This is a genomic window from Mesorhizobium sp. M0571, assembly GCF_040320985.1.
In the GTDB taxonomy this organism is placed as follows: Bacteria; Pseudomonadota; Alphaproteobacteria; order Rhizobiales; family Rhizobiaceae; genus Mesorhizobium.
This window is the reverse complement of record NZ_JAMYQT010000006.1, coordinates 1-17,774: the sequence shown is the minus strand read 5'-3', so window position 1 is coordinate 17,774 and position 17,774 is coordinate 1. Positions and strand designations below refer to the sequence as shown.

The following is a 17,774-nucleotide window of genomic DNA, read 5'->3' as shown; positions in this document are numbered from 1 at the left end:
GCAGCCTTTTAAGATGGCTGCCCTTCTTGGTTGGTTACCTTGAATTCAAAGCCGGCTCAGCTCCCGAGCGCAGTTTTGACGGCTGCCGCGGCGTCGCCGCCATCGAAAGTGGTCACGCCGGCAATCCAGGGCGTGACCGCGTCCGGGTGCTTCTTCAGCCAGTCGCCCGCTGCCGTGTTGGCATCGGCGCCCTTGATGATTGCGTCCATTATCTCGCCTTCCATGTCCAGATTGAACTTCAGATTGGCGATGAACTTTCCGGCATTCGGGCACTCGGTGGTGTAGCCCTTGCGCACGTTAGTATGCACGGTGGCGGCGCCGAAGCCGCTGTCGCCCATGCCGCCGAGATATGTGATCTTCATGGCGCCCATCACCGGATGCGGCGTCCAGCCGAGGAAGGCGATCCATTCGTTGTTTTTCATCGCCTGGTCGGCTTGGGTAAGCATGCCAGCTTCCGAGGATTCAACCAACTCAAACCCTGCGAGATTGTCTTCCGGCTTGGCGATCATATCGAGGATGATCTTGTTTCCGTCATTGCCGGCTTCGATGCCGTAGATCTTGCCGTCGAACTTGTCCTTGAATTTGCCGAGGTCGGTCAGCGTCTTGACGCCGGCATCCGCGACATAGGTCGGCACCACTAGGCCATAGCCGGCTCCCGCCAAATTCTCGCTGATGGTCTCGACAGATCCGTCAGCGGTGAATGGCTGGATGATGCTGGCCATCGACGGCATCCAGTTGCCGAGGAAAACATCGACGTCTTTGTTCTTGAGCGATTCGTAGGTTACCGGCACGCCAAGCTGGATGACCTTCGGCTCATAACCAAGTGCGGTGAGCAGCACCGAGGCTATGCCGGTTGTCGCCTGGATGTCGGTCCAGCCGACATCGGACATGCGCACCGTCTTGCAGCTTTCCGCATCGCCGGCGAAGGCCCCAGTCGTGGATAGAAAAGCCGCCAGGCCGAGACCGGCGACGAATGAATTCATGCGCGACATAGAAATTCTCCCATTTCAGTTCTCGGTGAAGCGAAGTGGCGGTTTTATCTCCACCTTTGTTCCGTCAGCCAAACACCATTCTGCTGCGGTTTCAAGCACTAAGGCAATCACGAACAACGGCGCAGGCTGGCCGATCAGCGACACGCCCGCCGCTTTACGGATGGAAGTCGTCTTTTCCCGGTGGAATGTAGGCGCTCCCCCTCCCCGCTTTGTTGCAACTCGGCTTAAAAGGACGGCATGGCCAAGCTGTACTTCCATTATGCGACGATGAATGCCGGCAAGACGACGATGCTGTTGCAGGCCTCGTACAATTACCGCGAGCGCGGCATGACGACGATGCTGTTCATCGCCGGCCACTACCGCAAGGGCGATACCGGGCTGATCTCGTCGCGCATCGGCCTGGAGACGGAGGCCGAGATGTTCCGCGACGGCGACGATCTGTTTGCCCGGGTCGCCGAGCATCACGACCACGCCACGGTGCATTGCGTCTTCGTCGACGAGGCGCAGTTCCTCGAAGAGGATCAGGTCTGGCAACTCGCCCGCATCGCCGACCGGCTGAACATCCCGGTCATGTGCTATGGCCTGCGCACCGATTTCCAGGGCAAGCTGTTTTCCGGCTCGCGCGCCCTGCTGGCGATATCAGACGACCTGCGCGAGGTGCGCACCATCTGCCGTTGCGGCCGCAAGGCGACGATGGTGGTCCGCCTCGGCGCCGACGGCAAGGTGGCGAAACAGGGCGAACAGGTGACGATCGGCAAGGACGTCTATGTCTCACTCTGCCGCCGCCATTGGGAAGAGGAAATGGGCCGCGCCATGCCCGACGATTTCATCGGCTTCATCAAAACCTGACCAGCGCGTTGCTTCCATCCGACCGCCCAGCCGACATTCGTTCGGCAATCGCGCCATCGTGCGGCGCTTGTTAAGGCCTGCTTCCTATTTTCAAAACCTCTCAGCCAGAGCCGTCGGGGAGTTCCCATGCTTCGAGCCATCTCATCTGCAACTGCTTTCCTCATCGTCGGCGCTCTTGCCGCGCATGCCGACGGCGATGCCGCTCTCGGCAAGAAGGTCTTCAACAGATGCATGGCCTGTCACGAGGCAACGAGCGACCGCGACAAGGTCGGCCCGCATCTGCTGGGTGTCGTCGGCCGCACCGCCGGCACCGCGGACAGTTATCTCAGCCGCTACTCGCAGGGGATGAAGGACGCCGGCGCCGCCGGCCTGGTCTGGGACGAAATAAACCTTGCCGAATACCTGCGCGCGCCGCGGCAGAAGGTCCCCGGCAATAAAATGGCCTTCTCCGGCCTGACCAGCGACGACGACATCGCCAATGTCATCGCCTACCTCAAGGCCGATCCCAAGCCCTGAGCGTCGCTCCCGACCTAAAGTCCAGCCGCGGTTGAAGCGGTGTCTGACCGGACGGCAGTTACACCGTAATCATTGCCTGACTATCCTGCGGTCGGCCTCCTGAAATTCTTTTGTTTTCCTGTAATCCCATGTCTTCCGTCTTTCATTCGCCAAACGCGGCACATATATTCGCGGCGGTTTGCGAAACGAAACCGATGCCGAAGCGGGAGGCCCCAATGGCGACATTGCAGAATTTCGATGCCGAGATTGCCAAGACCAAGCAGGTCGTGCAGGACATGCGCACCAAGATCGAGCAGTCCGGTACTGTGCTCGAGACGCTCGCCACCGCCGACAAGAAGATCGGCGACGCCAATTTCGACATCGAGAATGCCCGCATTGAGGATGTGCTGAAGCAGCAGAAGGTGATGGAAGGCAATATCGCCGACCTGATCATCGGCCTCGAGGACGCCACCAACGTCTTCGGCGCCGAATTCGAGAGCATGAAGAACTACACCGGCTGGGAGAACTTCGTCGGCGTCTTCTCCAGCCAGCGCAAGCAGCGCATGCGCACCGACCGCGTCCGCAACATGTCGCTGGCCGGCAATTTGCAGGAGCTGCTGGCGAAATCGGACACCATCGTCGGCATTCTCAAGGCGCAGAAGCAGGTTCTCGATACGCGCTACAAGACCTCCGAAGCCAGCCTGTCGCAGGTGATCGAGCGCCGCAAGACCACGATGACCAACCTCGAGACCGTGCAGAAGCGCATCGAGCAGCTCAACCCGATGCTGCTTGACATCGAGAACAAGATCGCCGCCTCGACCAGCCAGAAGGAGCGCACGCAGCTTGAAGGCGAGCGCTCGAAACTGGCCACGGAATACAACGAGAAGCAGGCCAAGGAGCAAGAATTGCTCGCCGAAAGCCAGACGCTGGAGCGCTACACCTCGATGTTCCAGACGTTCGTCGATTCGCTCAACAACCAGATCGCGGCGCAGTCGACGCTGATCAACAAGCTGACCATCGATACCGAGCAGCGCATCGTGCTGTACAAGGCGCTCGAAGATTCGCTGAAGACCGCCGCCCAGCAGGATGTCGCCCACAAGATCAACACGCTGGGCAGCCAGGTCGACAACACCGCCGAAGAGACCATGGCCGGCATTGGTGCTGCCTCGCAGAAGCACATTGGCGATCTGCTTGAAATGCACGAGAAGAACATGGTCGCCACCGCCGACATCCAGCGCCGCAAGAAGCTCGCCGACGATGCCTTCGCCCGCCGCTTCGACGATGTGATGAAGAAGCACAATTCGGCAAATTACGTGCAGTCGTAATTGCTGCACGTGCACTGCTCCCAAGGGCTGGCAGCATGACTCCCGAAAACGAAGCGGCGGCGCGCTATTTCTCAGCGATCGCGGCGGCACTTGGCGGCCTCGAAGTGTTCATGCGCGACGATCGCTCGCCGCTCTACCGGCATGGCATCGTCGCCAAGGTCGTCGCCGAATATATTGCGCGGCTCGACAAGTCGTTCTCATGCTGGCGCAATCGGCTGGGTTTTGCCGAGACGTTCCGCATCTCGCGCGCCGAGAGCGGCTTTCCGGTCTTCCAGAACCTGCTGGAGTTGGAAAACGACCGCCTCCAGGCCGACAGCCGTCTCGCCGTCATCCCGTTGGCCAGCGAGTTGCGCGAGGAAATGGCCGACTTCATCCTGCGCCACAAGGAATTCCCCGAAGCGTTGCAGAAGTCGATGGCCGAGCGGCTTTATCTCGAAGACGTCAAGAGCGGGACCACCTTCGGCCCGTTCACGCTGGCGCAGACGGCTAAGGTTTCAGTCAATCCGAAGACATTGCGGCCCTATTATCTGGTCCACTGGGCCTGCTTCGACGGCAGCGCCAACCTGCCGCTGGTCTACATGGCGACGGTCGAGGATTCCTCCGACGACATGATCCGGCAGCTGGTCGACAGCAGCGGCAAGCTTAATGAGAGGGTCGACATTCCGCTGCCGGTCGACGGGCTGCTCAATCCCGAGCTCGCCCACCGTTTCGACGATTTCACCGAGAAGAATTCCGCCTACACGCTGTCGCCGGCGACGATCGCGGTCAACCTCGACAAGGATTTCGAGTCGCTGCATCCCAAGCAGCTGCGTCGCGTTGTGCTCGGCCCGTTTTATTCTGCAGGGATTACCGACAACAATTCGACGGTGAGCGAAGTCCTGGCCAAGGTGCGCAAGCCGGAAAACGCCTGGCTGCTGACCTGGACCATCCAGGAGGTCTTTTCCAAGGCCGAGAAGCCCGGCCGTAAGGGGCTGTTTTCGAGCGAGAAGACAACGCAGGAATTCTTCATCAATACCGACGATCTCGAGGCCGCACGCCAGGGCGTGTCGAGCTATGAGAATCACGCGCTGATCCCGCACGAGGCCTATCAGGCGCTTTACGCCGCCGGCGAGGCGCAGAAGATCTTTTCGGGCTACAAGGTCCACATCCTGTCCAAAGGGCAGGTCATCAGCGACGTCTGACCGTCAAATCGCGGAGCTCCCCTTATGGACACCGGCCTGACCACGATCTCCGAAGCGGCAATCGAGAAGCACCGCGCCACGGCGCAGAGCTTCATCACCCGCATTGTCGTGCTGGAAGACCCGTCGCGCGAATCCGGCACCGCGCTCGCCGGCACCAACCGCCGCTTCGTCTCGACCGTTTCGGTCGGCTCGGTTCGTCGCACCCGCGAAGTCGAGCTCGCCAAAACCGTCGCCGCCGTCCATCCCAACGACCAATTGCTGACCATCCCGCAGCACACGCTGTTATTTCGCGCCCGGCGTGGGCTGGCGATTGCGCTGGCCATATCCGATGTCTTTGCCGAAGGCTCGGACCTCGAAAGCCTGCAGGCGAAAAACACCCGCGCGCCGCTCGAAGGCGAGGAAGCCGCCACTTTCAAGAAGCTGCTGTCGGCCTCTGCCTACATCTCCGTCTTCAGCCTCGCCTCCTATCTGTTCCAGCTGATCGACAGCGACGGCGAGGCGCCGAACGACACGCCCGAGCCGGACTTTTTGTTCGACACGCCGCAGGATGCGGTGAAGTCGATCGTGGCCGGCCTCGACAGGGCGATATCAGGCTCAAAGGACGACGCCGACCTGATGACCCGTGCCCGCGCCTTCGCCCGCGCTGCCATCGACGGGCTGCTGGCGCGAAAGGGCCGCTTCGACGGCATCGGCCCGTTCGAGAACGCCCATATCCGCATCGACGTCGACGATTTTACCCTTGATGGTTTCGACGTCGCCCCCGGCAAGCGGGCAAAGCCGCTGGTGATGACGTTCAAAAAACCGGAAGAGGTCGTCGGCAACCACATCGCCAAATACCAGTCGGTCAAGCTGGCCAAGATGCTGATGGCCTACGACTTCGAGCGCGAGCTGAACCCCTTCGTCGAGCTTGGCGGCTTCCTGTTCACCTTCATCGGCGACGGCGCGCCCGGCACCGGCAAGACGACGCTGATCCAGATGATCGCGGGCCTGCTCAACGGCTACTGCCAGGTCGCCGGCTATCCCTTTGCTTACGAGAATTTCGGTGTCGACCAGATCTCCTCCTACCAGGGCAAGTCCGGCCAGAATTGCCGCCAGTTTATCAACAATGTGCTGAACCCGCGCGTCATCGGCTTCGGCACCATCGACGATATCGACCAGGTGGCGGCACGCCGGTCCGACGATCGCGCCTCGGCCGGCCAGCAGGAAATCACCGGTGTCTTGATGGACGCGTTTGCCGGCGCGGCCACCGTCGTGCGCGGCAATTGCTCGTTCGGCATGTTTTCCAACTATCCCGAGAACGTCGACGACGCGTTGCGCCAGCGCGCCGGCGCCCGCTGGCTGGTCGACGGCCCGCAGAGCCGCGACGATTATATCGACATCTTCGTTCTGCTCGCCGGCAAGAACCACAAGATCCCGCTCGGCGACCACAAGCTCTATGCCGCTCAGGAAATCCAGCGCGCGGTGATGGAGGCCTATGAGGAGCATGAGAAGCCGCAGGAAGACGGGTTGATGAAGGTCTATGAGCGCTACATGAAGGAGAACGGCGCGCCGAAGTCGATGGCCGATATCGGCACCTATCTGCACTTGATCAAGGATGCCGAGCCGCGTTTCACCGGACGCGCCATCAAGAACGTCACCGATGCGATCAAGATGCGCGCCATGGACATCGAATTGCCCGACGAGTGGTTCGAAAAGCCGGAAGCCTTCATGCACAAGGGTTACGACGACAAGAGAGCGATGATCGAGGAACTGCGCGGGCCGTTCTCGATGGACATGGTCATGCAGGAGATCAACCGCTACGCGGATTCCGAATTCCGCTATTCCGACAAATCCGACGATGCGGCGGTGACCAAGCTGATCCGCGACACCCGCCTGCGCGACCGTGCGGTCCGCGAGATCGAGGAGATGAAGAAGAAGGGGCTGTGGAATGGGTGAGGTTCTTCCTTCTCCCCGGATGCCACTGGTGCAATGGATAAGCTCGCACAGCAACGCTGAAAGACCTGGCCCAGACGCTGACGCCCCCTCTCCCCGTTCTTCACGGGGAGAGGGTAAGGGTGAGGGGCAGCGCATGCGTGGGCCAGAAATCGAGACGACCAAGCGAGCAAGGCGCCTGCGTCAATCCGACAATGATGCGGAAACCGCGCTCTGGATGGAACTGCGCGACCGCAGGCTGAACGGCTATAAATTCGTGCGGCAGTTCCCGATAGGGTCTTACTTTGCCGACTTCGCCTGGAGAGACTGTCAGCTTGTCGTCGAAGTCGATGGAAGTCAGCATATCGGCAGCAAATATGATCGAGCCCGAGATCGCTTCATCGTCTCGAATGGCTGGTCCATCCTGCGCTTTTGGAACGTCGATGTATTGAAGGACCGGGAAGAAGTGCTTGAAACAGTGTTGGCTGCGATCGAAGGACGCCTCGAACGCCATATCGAAACGCATGATCTTCGATTTGTCGCCGCCAAAGGCTATGGAGAGACATGTCCTTGACCGTTCGCGCCGCCCCTCACCCTTACCCTCTCCCCGTTCTTCACGGGGAGAGGGGGGCGTCAGCGTTGGCGCTTCGTCCTTCGGCTGAAATTCCTTCGGTGCCGTCAACATGACCCCCACCAAGAAACCCGATCTGCTGCGCGACAACGAGCTGATCTACGGCCGGCTGCTGACGGTCGACGAGCCGCATCTCATCCAGCGCTATAACAAGGCGATGGTCGCCTTCGGCCTGAAGCCGACCAAGCTGAAAAGCTTCGAGATCGACCGCACCGGCTTCTCGCCGCAGGTCGCCGAGGAATGCGGCGACTACAGCTATCTCGATCCCAACGAGGTCAACCGCCGCTTCATCATCCTGACGCCGTCGCAGATCGACCTGCCGGTGGTGCACACGGCATTCTCCAACACCTCGCTGCTGATGTTCGAATTCATGTCGAAGAACCAGCGCGCCATCGATGCACTGACGATCAAGGACGTCATCTACGGCGAGATCGAGGATTCGGTCCCCAAGGTCGACGACATCGAGGATCTGCTGTCGATCAACCAGGTTGAGTTCAAGGTGTTGTCGGCCGAGGACGTGCTGGGCAAGGCCGCCGAACTCGGCAAGCTGGTCGACCGGCTGAAGCAGGAACCGGATGCCTGGCGCGACAACGCCATGCTGGCCCGCATGGTCGAGCTTGCGAAGGTCTGCGGCGACATCCGCGAGAACGCGCTTGTGCCGGACCAGGTGATCTTCCGCCACAATGCCTATTGGACCAGCCATTTCGGCGGGCTCTATGTGTTCGTCGATCCGGACGTGACGACGGTGATCAGCGACCCGTCAGCGCCCGGCTTCCGCCGCTCGCGGCCATGGCAGGTGAGCTACCTCTCGATCCACGACGCCGACAAGGTTTTCAAGTTCCTCGCCTCGACCGGCCGCATCGAGCTGCCGCGCGCCTCATGGATCGAAACCTCAGGCTATCTCGAACATCGCGCCGAAATGGTGGTGCGCGCGCTGATCCGCGACACCGAGCCCGACCGCAATCTGACCGACGTCGACAAGGTCTGGCTGCAGACCTGGATCCACGGCCATGCCGATCTGATCACCAAGGACAGCAATTTTCCTTTCCTCAACGCCGCCAAGCGCGAGATCGCCCAGCTCGGCCATCTCAAGATCGAGGATGTGTTCCCGCAGCAGCGCTTCCTGGTGATCCGCGCCAAACCGGACCATCCCGACGCCTGGCTGACCAACCAGCTGATCTCTGATTTCGTGCCGCAGGACTTCGTCTCGCGTTACGTCTTCAACAAGCCGGGCTTCTACAGGGATTATGACGGCTTCAGCGATGCCTGGCGATCGCATGTTGTGGACGTTCTGAAAACCACATATTTGAAGGACAAGGTGGCGTTTCGCACACGCCTTTACGGCTTGACTGACTGAGGGGTGACATCGCCATGCTTGATCCGATCGTGAATTTCTTCACCCGGATTTTCCAGTGGATTGGCCGCGGCATCGGCCTGCTCATCGGTGCGATCCTGTGGCCGTTCCTGTGGGCGGGGCGCTGGTACACGCAACGCGGCTGGATCCTGAAGGCGGTGCTCGGCCTGGCTGTGCTCGTGTTGATCGGCCTCTATGTCAATTTCTTCTACGCCACCCAGTGGTGGAACAATTTCGACCCGAATTACGTGGACAAATACACCTTCGAAAAACGCAACAGCTCCGCCGGTGAACAGCTTTCCGCCGGTGCCGGCACCGATACGGCCAAGACCTGCGGAAACTCAGGCATTGCCCAGGTGGCGGCCGACCTGACCGACTTCAACGTCAACCAGAATGCCTGGGTGTCGTCGATGATCCTCTACAAACTCGGCCTGTTCGGCATCGACTGGGACCACACGCCGTTCATGGACAACAAGGCCTCGTTCCAGCGCGGCATCAACCAGGCGGTGCGGCGCACGGCCACCGAGCTCGCCGATAATCTCGGCCGTGTCCGCACCACTTCGCAGATCGACGCCGACCTGCAGGATGCCCGCGGCAATCTGCAGTTCGACGAGGAAACCTGGTACTTCGGCTTGAACCCGTTCGGTCCCAAGACACCGACGCCGAGCTACTATCGCGACGCGGTGCGCAAGCTGCGTTCCTTCAACGCCCGGCTGGCAGCCTGCCAGGCGACGTTCGACGCCCGCGCCGACAATCTCAAGCAGTATATCGACCGCATCTCGTCCGACATCGGCTCGACCTCGGCGATCCTCAAGGAGCGCGCCGAAAACCACAATAATGGCTGGTTCGACACCCGCGCCGACGACCGCTTCTGGTTCGCCTATGGCCAGCTCTATGCCTATTACGGGCTGATGAAGGGCGCGCAGGCCGATTTCGAGGACGTCATCAAGGAAAAGCACCTGCAGAACCTGTGGGACACCATGGACTCCCAGTTCGTCTCGGCGCTGCGCATCCAGCCCTTCATCATCGCCAATGGCCGCGAGGACGGCTGGCTGTTGCCAACGCATCTGACGACGATGGGCTTTTACGTGCTCAGAGTGCGCTCGAACATGGTCGAGATCAGCAACGTGCTGACGCAGTAGCGAATCGTTCCGCACAGCCGGCGCTGGTGAATTTGCGCCGTTGCTTCTGTCGTTTTTCGCGTATTACGCGGCTGTTTTGAGACGGCGGAACGGCGCCTGCTCTGGCTTCTATACGGCGCGGCAACCGGCGCGAAAAGAACCTGTAGCAGGGCACCCGGCTGCGGAAATATTTTCTTCGTAGGAAACATAGTTGCATGAAAGTTGACGCCGCGGCAGGGACAAGGGTAGAACATGCCCGCGCCTGCAGTGCCGAGCTGTTCTTGCGACCACACTAGTCAAATCCGTCCAATCCAGAGGGAAGCCGTCATGGCCGAAGTGAAGTCCGACATCGAGATCGCGCGCGGCGCCAGGAAGAAGCAGATCCAGGAGATCGGCCAGAAGATCGGCATTCCGAGTGAGCATCTGCTGCCCTACGGCCACGACAAGGCGAAGATCTCGGCCGAGTTCATCAAATCGGTGAAGGGCAACAAGGACGGCAAGCTGATCCTCGTCACCGCCATCAACCCGACGCCGGCCGGCGAAGGCAAGACGACGACGACGGTGGGCCTCGGTGACGGTCTCAACCGCATTGGCAAAAAGGCCATCGTCTGCATCCGCGAAGCCTCGCTCGGACCGAATTTCGGCGTCAAGGGCGGCGCCGCCGGCGGCGGCTATGCACAGGTGGTGCCGATGGAGGACATGAACCTCCACTTCACCGGCGATTTCCATGCCATCACCACCGCGCATAATCTGCTGTCCGCGCTGATCGACAATCACATCTACTGGGGCAACGAGCTCGGCATCGATACCCGCCGCGTCGTCTGGCGCCGCGTCATGGACATGAACGACCGGGCGCTGCGCGAGATCATCTGTTCGCTCGGCGGCGTCGCCAACGGCTTCCCGCGCGAAGCCGGTTTCGACATCACCGTCGCCTCGGAAGTAATGGCTATCCTGTGTCTCTCGACCGATCTGAAGGATCTCGAAAAGCGCCTCGGCGACATCATCATCGCCTATCGCCGCGACAAGTCGCCGGTCTATGCCCGCGACCTCAAGGCCGACGGCGCCATGGCCGTGCTCTTGAAGGACGCCATGCAGCCCAACCTCGTGCAGACGCTGGAGAACAACCCGGCCTTCGTCCATGGCGGCCCCTTTGCCAACATCGCGCATGGCTGCAACTCCGTCGTCGCCACCACGACGGCGCTGAAGCTTGCCGACTATGTCGTTACCGAAGCCGGTTTCGGCGCCGATCTTGGTGCCGAGAAATTCTTCGACATCAAATGCCGCAAAGCCGGTCTGAAGCCAGCGGCGGCGGTCATCGTTGCGACGGTTCGCGCCATGAAGATGAACGGCGGCGTCAAGAAGGAAGATCTCGGCAAGGAGAACGTCGAGGCGGTCAAGAAGGGCTGCGCCAATCTCGGCCGCCACATCGAGAACATCCGCCAGTTCGGCGTGCCGGCCGTGGTCGCCATCAACCATTTCTATTCCGACACCGATGCCGAAATCCAGGCGATGAAGGCCTATGTCGCCTCGATGGGCGAAGAGGCGATCCTGTGCAAGCACTGGGCTCAGGGATCGGCCGGCATCGAGGAACTCGCCAACAAGGTCGTGGCGCTGGCCGAATCCGGTGCATCGCAATTTGCCCCGCTCTATCCCGACGCCATGCCGCTGTTCGAGAAGATCAACACCATCGTCCAGCGCATCTATCGCGGTTCCGAAGCGATCGCCGACAAATCGGTGCGCGACCAGCTCCACGCCTGGGAGCACGCCGGCTACGGCCACCTGCCGGTCTGCATGGCCAAGACGCAATATTCCTTCTCGACCGACCCGAATCTGCGTGGCGCGCCGACCGGCCACACCGTGCCGGTGCGCGAAGTCCGGCTGTCTGCCGGCGCCGGCTTCGTCGTCATCATCTGCGGCGAGGTCATGACCATGCCCGGCCTGCCCAAAGCGCCGTCCTCGGAAAAGATTTTCCTGAACGAAATGGGCCAGATCGAAGGCCTGTTCTAAGGATAATCAACGCTCGAACGGCAAAGGGCGCCGCAACGCTGCAGCGCCCTTCTGCCTGTTCGCAATAGTCTCCTACGCCGCGCTTCGCGCCAGTGCGCGCTGGTTGGAGGCATAGGGTGTATCGTGCTTCGGCACCGCGCCGGTCTTCAGGCAGTCGATCCATTCGGCTGTCTTGAGAACGGCCGCGAAGCGCGACTGCAGGACGATCGTCACGACGCGGTGGATTTCCTCCGCCGAGGCGTAGCCGGCGCTGTTGGCGTAGGGCAACGACCCCGTTGCGTCCGCCAGGAACTCCACCTCAAAACCCATATGCACGGCGTGGATGACCGTCGACAGATCGCAATTATGCGTCATGTAGCCGACGACTGTGATCGTATCGATAGCGTTGGCGCGCAGCCACTCCTCGAGATCCGTGCCGGTGAAGGCGCTCGGCAAGTTCTTTTCGATGTAGTGGTCGCGGCTTCGCCTGGCGATTTCCGGGTGCAACTCGGCGCCATGGCTGCCCTTGGCGAAGACCGGTGAGGTTTCCGGTGCCAACTGCTTGATAACCACCACCTTGACGCCTGCCTCGGTGGCCGCGTCCATCGCTCGCGCTACATTGACGACGCTCTCGCGGAACGGCGGATGCTGGATGGCGAGGTTGCCGCCGTCATAATCGTTCTGAACGTCGATGACGATGAGGGCGCGGCGTGGAGCTTTGCCTTTGGCTGGTTCCAACATGGGTTTTCCTTTCTCGTTGGCATTGATGGGTGAAGGATAAGCTCGGCGCAGGATCGCAAAAAGTGTCCCGATTGACATTGTTCGAAAGAATTAGGACAATCGGGTCCTATTCCTGTTGGTGCTTCCATGACCGATCCTGTCGTCGCCGCCATCGCCTTCGATGGCATCAGCCCGTTTCATCTCTCCGTGCCATGCCTCGTGTTCGGCGCGGACCGCACGTCGCTCGGCCTGCCGCGATTCGACTTCCGGGTCTGCGCGATTGAGGACGGGCCGATCCGCACCGATGCCGGACTGACCATCAGCGTCCCGCATGGGCTTTCCGCGCTCGATGACGCCGACATCGTCATCGTGCCGAGTTGGAAGGATCTCGGGATCTCACCGCCGACGACACTGATTGAGGCGTTGCTTGGCGCGCACGAGCGCGGCGCGCTGATCGTCGGGCTGTGCCTTGGCACGTTTGCTGTCGCGGCAACCGGACTGCTTACGGGGCGGCGAGCAGCGACGCACTGGGCCTACGCGGATCAGCTGCAGGCACTCTATCCCGACATTCTCGTCGAACCGGAAGTGCTCTACATTGACAATGGCGATGTCGTGACATCCGCCGGCGTCGCCGCCGGGCTCGACTGCTGCCTGCACGTCGTACGGGCTCGTTATGGCGCGGAGGCAGCGCTTCGCCTCGCCCGGCAGATCGTGCTTTCTCCGCATCGGCAGGGCGGGCAGGCGCAATTCATAGAACGCCCCATCGCCAGGACCGACAATGCGGACCGCTTCACCCAGGCTCTCGAAACGGTGCGCAAAACCCTGGGTGATCCGCACGGTCTGGACAGCGTTGCCGGTCTCGCCGGCCTTACCCGCCGGACGTTCACGCGCCGCTTCCAAAAAACGATCGGCACCAGTTTCGGCGACTGGCTGACCGACCAGCGCGTCCAGCTGGCGCAGCGGCTGCTGGAAGCAACGGAAAAATCGATGGACACGATTGCCTTCGAGGCCGGCTTCGGCAGCGCCACCTCGCTGCGCCAGCATTTCGCGGCGCGGCTCAGGACCTCGCCCGTGCAGTACCGGCGCGAGTTCTCGAAGAGCGCTGAGGGCGAGCGCGTGGCGCACACGCCAAGGTGAGATTTGACTGGCGCCGGCTCTCGATCCCAGGCAATCGCTTCAAGTTTGCACTGCCCCTCATTGCCCTACCGGGCATTTCTCCCCGTATAGTGACGGGGAGAAAGACGCCTTCGCGAACGATTTCGCCAATCTCCAGCGTTGCAGGAAGGGTGCGGAGGTCGCGGCCGGCCCCTTCTCCCCGTCACTTTACGGGGAGAAGATGCCGGCAGGCAGATGAGGGGCGGCGCCGACGTCGAATTGCCATCTAGCCCGAGTTGTAGGCTATTTTTTCTCTTGAAGGGATTGCTTTGCCTCGATCCTGCCCGTCATTGAAATAGTTCGCGTCACGTGTCATATATGAAAGCGACAGATGACGCAAAGAGGCAACCCCCATGGCAATGGCATTGGAGAAGGCCGCTGCAAAGGCAGGCGGCAGCGACCTGCAGAAGGTGGCCAGGCTGCTCGGCGGCGCCCGCATTCTGTCACGACAGCTCGGCAGCGCTTTGGATGCCCATGAGTTGCTTCTGCACGGCCTGCCGGCTTCGGCGCTGGACCATCTCATTGGGCAACTCGTCTTCATCCAGAAGACCGATTCGCTCGAGAAGGCGGTCGGCATGAGCCTGCGCACCTATCAGCGCCGCAAGGATGTCCCCTCCAAGCCTCTCAATCAGGATCAGAGCGGACGAACCTGGAAGTTCGCGGAGATCCTGTCGAAAGCGACCGACGTGTTCGGTTCGCAGGCGGAAGCTGAGCAATGGCTGGAGCGCCCGGCGATCGGGCTCGACCAGCGCCGCCCAATCGATCTCCTGGCGACGCCGGCGGGTGTCGAGCTTGTAGAAGACTATCTCGAGCGGCTTGAATATGGCGTCTATGCATGACGCCCCTGCCGGCAGCGCTTGGTGGCTCCGATCTCATCGGATGGCGCCTCGATCAGGCCGCGTTTGCGTCTACATGGGACAGCGGCGAGGGCGCATACAGGGTCGGCGGACGCTGGAACAGCAAGGGCGTGCGCGCGGTCTACTGCTCGATCGATCCTTCGACTGCGATCTTAGAAGTTGCCGTCCATAAGGGCTTCAGGGCGCTCGACACGATAGCGCATGTTATGACGGCAGCGATCGTCAGCGATGTCACGGATGTGCATATCGTCGACCCCGCCGCCGTGCCCAACCCCAATTGGCTGCGCCCGGGCATTCCGAGCTCCGGGCAGCAGGCGTTCGGCGACGGTCTTCTACAACGACACCGGTTCGTGGTGATTCCGAGCGCCGTATCGCACTATAGCTGGAACCTGATCTTCGACGCGAGCGTCGCCAGAGGGGCATACGCCATGAAGATTCAGGAGGCGTTTGCGCTCGACACGCGATTGCATCCACCTCCGGCCAAGTGACACCAGCTGCTTTCCTATCGGGACGAGGACATGACCTCCTACCGGAGCAAAGGATGCTCAGCCGCGCCTGATTGGCCGCGCCGGATTGCCGACGACAGTAGTGTTCGCCGCCACATTGCGCGTCACCACCGCACCTGCGCCGACGATGGCGCCGTCGCCGATCCTGACTCCGCCGAGGATGATGGCATTGCCGCCGATCCAGGCGTGCTCGCCGATCTCGATCGGCCTGGCGATCTCCAGACCCGCCTGCCGCCCAGCCGCCTCCTTGTGGTGCTCGGCGCAGTAGATCTGCACATTGGGGCCAAGCAACGTGCCGCTGCCGATGCGGACTGACGCGGTATCGAGGACGGTGCAGCCGGCATTGAGGAAGACGCGGCCGCCGAGAAAGATGTTGAAGCCGTAGGCGCAGTGGAACGGCGCCTCGATCCGAGCGCCCGCGCCCGCAGCGCCGAGCAGCGTCCGCAAGGCAGGCCCGATATCGCCGCGCTGCCGGGGTGGCAGGCTGTTGTGCTCGAACACCGCGTCGCGTGCCGTGATCCGCAGCGTCTCCAGTTCCGGATCGAGGCAGCAATACCACTCGCCCGCCGCCATTTTCGCGCGTTCGCTTCCGGCCATGGCCGCCTCCAGTCTCCAGGAATCCGTCATTGGTTTCGCCGCGAGCGATGACCAGCACCTTTTTGTGAAGCATTTTGACGAACTGCAATTTTGACGAACTGCAAAGATGCACTAGGTTACAGGCCGATGGGGATGGAGTCCCCCAATAACCGCCGCAAGGCTGATGACTCCTACCGGGCGCTCTGCGTCGGTAGGAGCATGTCGAACCTCCCGACCTTCCAGAGCTGTGTGTTTCTTGAACCCTGGAAGGGGCTGGATGTTCACTTGGACAACCATTGCACCTGCGGTCAGTGCAGCTTTTCTCGCTTCACTTGTTGAAGTGGTCGAGGCATTCACAATCGTGCTAGCGGTCGGAGTGGTTCGAGGCTGGCGCCCTGCGGTCATTGGCGCCGGCGCCGCGCTGGCATTGCTTGCACTTCTTGTTCTAACGCTGGGGCCGCTGCTCGATCGCGTTCCCCTTCACGCATTGCAGTTAGTCATCGGCGTGCTGTTGCTTCTGTTCGGCCTCCGGTGGCTGCGCAAAGCTATTCTACGTGCCGCCGGCGTTCTCGCTCTCCATGATGAGGTGAAGGCGTTTGCTGAGGAGGAGGCTCAACTGCGCGAGGCAAGGCGCAGTCCGGAAGCCCATCTCGGCTGGCTTGCAGGAATGACGGCGTTCAAAGCCGTGGTTCTGGAGGGGCTGGAGGTGGTATTCATTGTCATCGCGGTCGGAGCAGGCCGAGGCCTCCTGTTGCCTGCGGCTATCGGTGCACTGGCTGCCTGCGTCCTAGTGTTGGCAATAGGCGTCGTTATTCATCGACCGCTCGCGCAAGTACCCGAAAACACCCTTAAGTTCGGTGTTGGCGTCATGCTTTCGGCATTTGGAGTATTCTGGACCGGCGAAGGTCTCGGCATTGATTGGCCGGGGCATGATCTTGCCATTCTTGCCTTTGTGGCAATCTTTCTGACCGTCGGGCTGCTTACGATCAAGCTGGTCGCCCGCCCGGCCGTGGCGAGGGTTTCATGAAAATGTTCATCCTGATCCTGCACGAACTGGTTGGCATGTTCATTGACGACGAGTTTCTAGCTTTTGCCGTGCTCGGGCTCGTTGCGGCTATGGCAGCGCTTGCGAAATGGACTGCCACGCCGCCGCTCGTCCTGGGGAGCGTGCTTTTGGGCGGGAGCGTCATCATAGTTGTCTGCAGTGCACTAATAGCCAGTCGAAAGCGCCGTCCGTGAATTATCTGATCGTCTTCTTCGGTGCCGGTTTAGGCGGCGCATTCCGTCTTGGCGTCAACACACCGACGTTGAAGCTTTTCGGCATGAGTTTCCCATTCGGGACGCTGGCCGTGAATGTGCTTGGTTTCTTCGCTATGGGTTCGATCGCAGAATACTGGGCCATCAAGGCTGGCTACCACAGGCAACGCGGCTGTTCGTGACGACGGGCGTGCTGGGAGGGTTCACAACCTTCTCGACATTTTCCCTCGACACCGTCCTCCTGGCGGAGCGCGGCGATGCTGCCTTGGCGATTCTGTACGTTGTCTCCTCCCTTGCCCTATCGATCGGCGGGTTGTTTGCTGGACTGTTAGCGGTGCGTCTGCTCGTCTGAGTGGCGACGCGTTGAATAGGCAAGCATGGCGCCCGAGTAATCGCGGCTGGTCCGGCGTTCACTGCCAAGTGAAGCTGCGCGAAGTGCCGAGTGATTCTGCGCTACACCACCTCTGGTCAAACGCCGATCCTATGCTAGCTTGCCCTCGCGGACCTGTCCCGGACCCGGTGATCGAGGGCATCAACCATGCTTTACGGGCTTACACTTCTGATCGGTGTCGTTGCCGGGCTGCGCGCCATGGCCGCACCCGCCGCTGTCGCCTGGGGCGCCTGGCTTGGCTGGTTGCCGGTCGCCGGCACCTGGGCGAGTTTCATGGGCCACTGGATCGCCGTCGGCATCTTCACCATCCTGGCCATCGCCGAACTGGTCACCGACCAACTGCCGTCGACGCCGAGCCGCAAGGTGCCGCAGCAATTCGGCGCGCGCGTCGTCTTGGGCGCTTTCACCGGCGCGGTGATCGGCGCGACCATCGGCGCCGCCATCGGCGGCCTGATCGCCGGCGCCAT

Annotated in this window: 19 protein-coding genes, 1 pseudogene and 1 riboswitch; of the genes and pseudogenes, 16 read left to right on the top strand and 4 right to left on the bottom strand. The window is 61.3% G+C overall.

The features are described 5' to 3' along the window. Window positions 1–56 precede the first annotated feature (56 nt). Both choX and NKI85_RS09510 read right to left on the bottom strand, forming a co-directional pair. Window positions 57–992 (bottom strand): choline ABC transporter substrate-binding protein, encoded by a 936-nt coding sequence (gene choX / locus NKI85_RS09515; RefSeq protein WP_352776666.1) that lies wholly within the window; start codon window positions 990–992, stop codon window positions 57–59. Between the two features lie 15 nt (window positions 993–1,007). Continuing rightward, the gene (locus NKI85_RS09510) at window positions 1,008–1,136 is read right to left on the bottom strand and encodes a hypothetical protein (protein ID WP_352523129.1); all 129 of its coding nucleotides are present in this window, start codon (window positions 1,134–1,136) and stop codon (window positions 1,008–1,010) included. 93 nt (window positions 1,137–1,229) lie between these two features. Between NKI85_RS09510 and NKI85_RS09505 the strand changes: the two genes are divergently transcribed. The 9 genes from NKI85_RS09505 to NKI85_RS09465 all read left to right on the top strand — a co-directional run bounded on the left by NKI85_RS09505 (window position 1,230) and on the right by NKI85_RS09465 (window position 11,866). Next, window positions 1,230–1,841: a thymidine kinase gene (locus NKI85_RS09505; protein ID WP_352523128.1), complete on the top strand. Its 612-nt coding sequence runs from the start codon at window positions 1,230–1,232 to the stop codon at window positions 1,839–1,841. A gap of 126 nt (window positions 1,842–1,967) precedes the next feature. Continuing rightward, window positions 1,968–2,357 (top strand): c-type cytochrome, encoded by a 390-nt coding sequence (locus NKI85_RS09500; RefSeq protein WP_352523127.1) that lies wholly within the window; start codon window positions 1,968–1,970, stop codon window positions 2,355–2,357. 215 nt (window positions 2,358–2,572) lie between these two features. Then, entirely contained in the window at window positions 2,573–3,661 is a 1,089-nt protein-coding gene (locus tag NKI85_RS09495; RefSeq protein ID WP_352523126.1) for a hypothetical protein, read from the top strand. A 35-nt stretch (window positions 3,662–3,696) separates the two neighbouring features. Further along, window positions 3,697–4,842 carry a hypothetical protein gene (locus NKI85_RS09490; RefSeq protein ID WP_352523125.1) on the top strand — a complete coding sequence of 382 codons (1,146 nt, stop codon included), beginning with the start codon at window positions 3,697–3,699 and terminating at the stop codon, window positions 4,840–4,842. Window positions 4,843–4,866: 24 nt separating this feature from the next. Further along, window positions 4,867–6,777 (top strand): AAA family ATPase, encoded by a 1,911-nt coding sequence (locus tag NKI85_RS09485; protein ID WP_352776665.1) that lies wholly within the window; start codon window positions 4,867–4,869, stop codon window positions 6,775–6,777. A gap of 133 nt (window positions 6,778–6,910) precedes the next feature. After that, window positions 6,911–7,327, top strand: a complete 417-nt coding sequence (locus NKI85_RS09480; protein WP_352523394.1) for an endonuclease domain-containing protein — start codon at window positions 6,911–6,913, stop codon at window positions 7,325–7,327. A gap of 109 nt (window positions 7,328–7,436) precedes the next feature. Next, window positions 7,437–8,741, top strand: a complete 1,305-nt coding sequence (locus tag NKI85_RS09475) for a DUF6638 family protein (protein ID WP_352523123.1) — start codon at window positions 7,437–7,439, stop codon at window positions 8,739–8,741. 14 nt (window positions 8,742–8,755) lie between these two features. Continuing rightward, window positions 8,756–9,880 carry a DUF2333 family protein gene (locus NKI85_RS09470; RefSeq protein ID WP_352523122.1) on the top strand — a complete coding sequence of 375 codons (1,125 nt, stop codon included), beginning with the start codon at window positions 8,756–8,758 and terminating at the stop codon, window positions 9,878–9,880. A 306-nt stretch (window positions 9,881–10,186) separates the two neighbouring features. After that, entirely contained in the window at window positions 10,187–11,866 is a 1,680-nt protein-coding gene (locus NKI85_RS09465) for a formate--tetrahydrofolate ligase (RefSeq protein WP_352523121.1), read from the top strand. Window positions 11,867–11,938: 72 nt separating this feature from the next. Here the strand turns inward: NKI85_RS09465 and NKI85_RS09460 are convergent, their stop codons facing one another. Further along, window positions 11,939–12,586, bottom strand: coding sequence for a cysteine hydrolase family protein (locus NKI85_RS09460; RefSeq protein ID WP_352523120.1), 648 nt, complete (start codon window positions 12,584–12,586; stop codon window positions 11,939–11,941). 126 nt (window positions 12,587–12,712) lie between these two features. Here NKI85_RS09460 and NKI85_RS09455 point away from each other — a divergent pair, with 126 nt between their 5' ends. The 3 genes from NKI85_RS09455 (at window position 12,713) to NKI85_RS09445 (ending at window position 15,065) form a co-directional block, all read left to right on the top strand. Then, window positions 12,713–13,702 (top strand): helix-turn-helix domain-containing protein, encoded by a 990-nt coding sequence (locus NKI85_RS09455; RefSeq protein ID WP_352523119.1) that lies wholly within the window; start codon window positions 12,713–12,715, stop codon window positions 13,700–13,702. Window positions 13,703–14,073: 371 nt separating this feature from the next. Then, complete coding sequence (parS, locus tag NKI85_RS09450; protein ID WP_352523118.1) at window positions 14,074–14,559, top strand: type II RES/Xre toxin-antitoxin system antitoxin; 486 nt, start codon at window positions 14,074–14,076, stop codon at window positions 14,557–14,559. After that, on the top strand, window positions 14,556–15,065 hold the full coding sequence (locus NKI85_RS09445) for an RES family NAD+ phosphorylase (RefSeq protein WP_352523117.1): 510 nt from the start codon (window positions 14,556–14,558) through the stop codon (window positions 15,063–15,065). The genes parS and NKI85_RS09445 overlap by 4 nt, the downstream gene beginning before the upstream one ends. 57 nt (window positions 15,066–15,122) lie before the next feature. Here the strand turns inward: NKI85_RS09445 and NKI85_RS09440 are convergent, their stop codons facing one another. Next, entirely contained in the window at window positions 15,123–15,680 is a 558-nt protein-coding gene (locus tag NKI85_RS09440; protein ID WP_352523116.1) for a sugar O-acetyltransferase, read from the bottom strand. Window positions 15,681–15,799: 119 nt separating this feature from the next. Beyond that, a riboswitch (Fluoride riboswitch) is annotated at window positions 15,800–15,860 on the top strand. Between the two features lie 76 nt (window positions 15,861–15,936). Here NKI85_RS09440 and NKI85_RS09435 point away from each other — a divergent pair. From NKI85_RS09435 to NKI85_RS09420, 4 genes and pseudogenes are all read left to right on the top strand, one after another. Further along, window positions 15,937–16,686 carry a COG4280 domain-containing protein gene (locus NKI85_RS09435; protein WP_352523115.1) on the top strand — a complete coding sequence of 250 codons (750 nt, stop codon included), beginning with the start codon at window positions 15,937–15,939 and terminating at the stop codon, window positions 16,684–16,686. Then, window positions 16,683–16,898: a hypothetical protein gene (locus NKI85_RS09430; RefSeq protein WP_352523114.1), complete on the top strand. Its 216-nt coding sequence runs from the start codon at window positions 16,683–16,685 to the stop codon at window positions 16,896–16,898. Before NKI85_RS09435 ends, NKI85_RS09430 begins: the two co-directional genes overlap by 4 nt. Beyond that, window positions 16,895–17,268 (top strand): annotated as a pseudogene (gene crcB / locus NKI85_RS09425) (fluoride efflux transporter CrcB). Before NKI85_RS09430 ends, crcB begins: the two are co-directional and overlap by 4 nt. A 186-nt stretch (window positions 17,269–17,454) precedes the next feature. Further along, on the top strand, window positions 17,455–17,774 hold a 320-nt coding region (locus NKI85_RS09420; RefSeq protein ID WP_352776664.1), incomplete at its 3' end, for a DUF4126 domain-containing protein.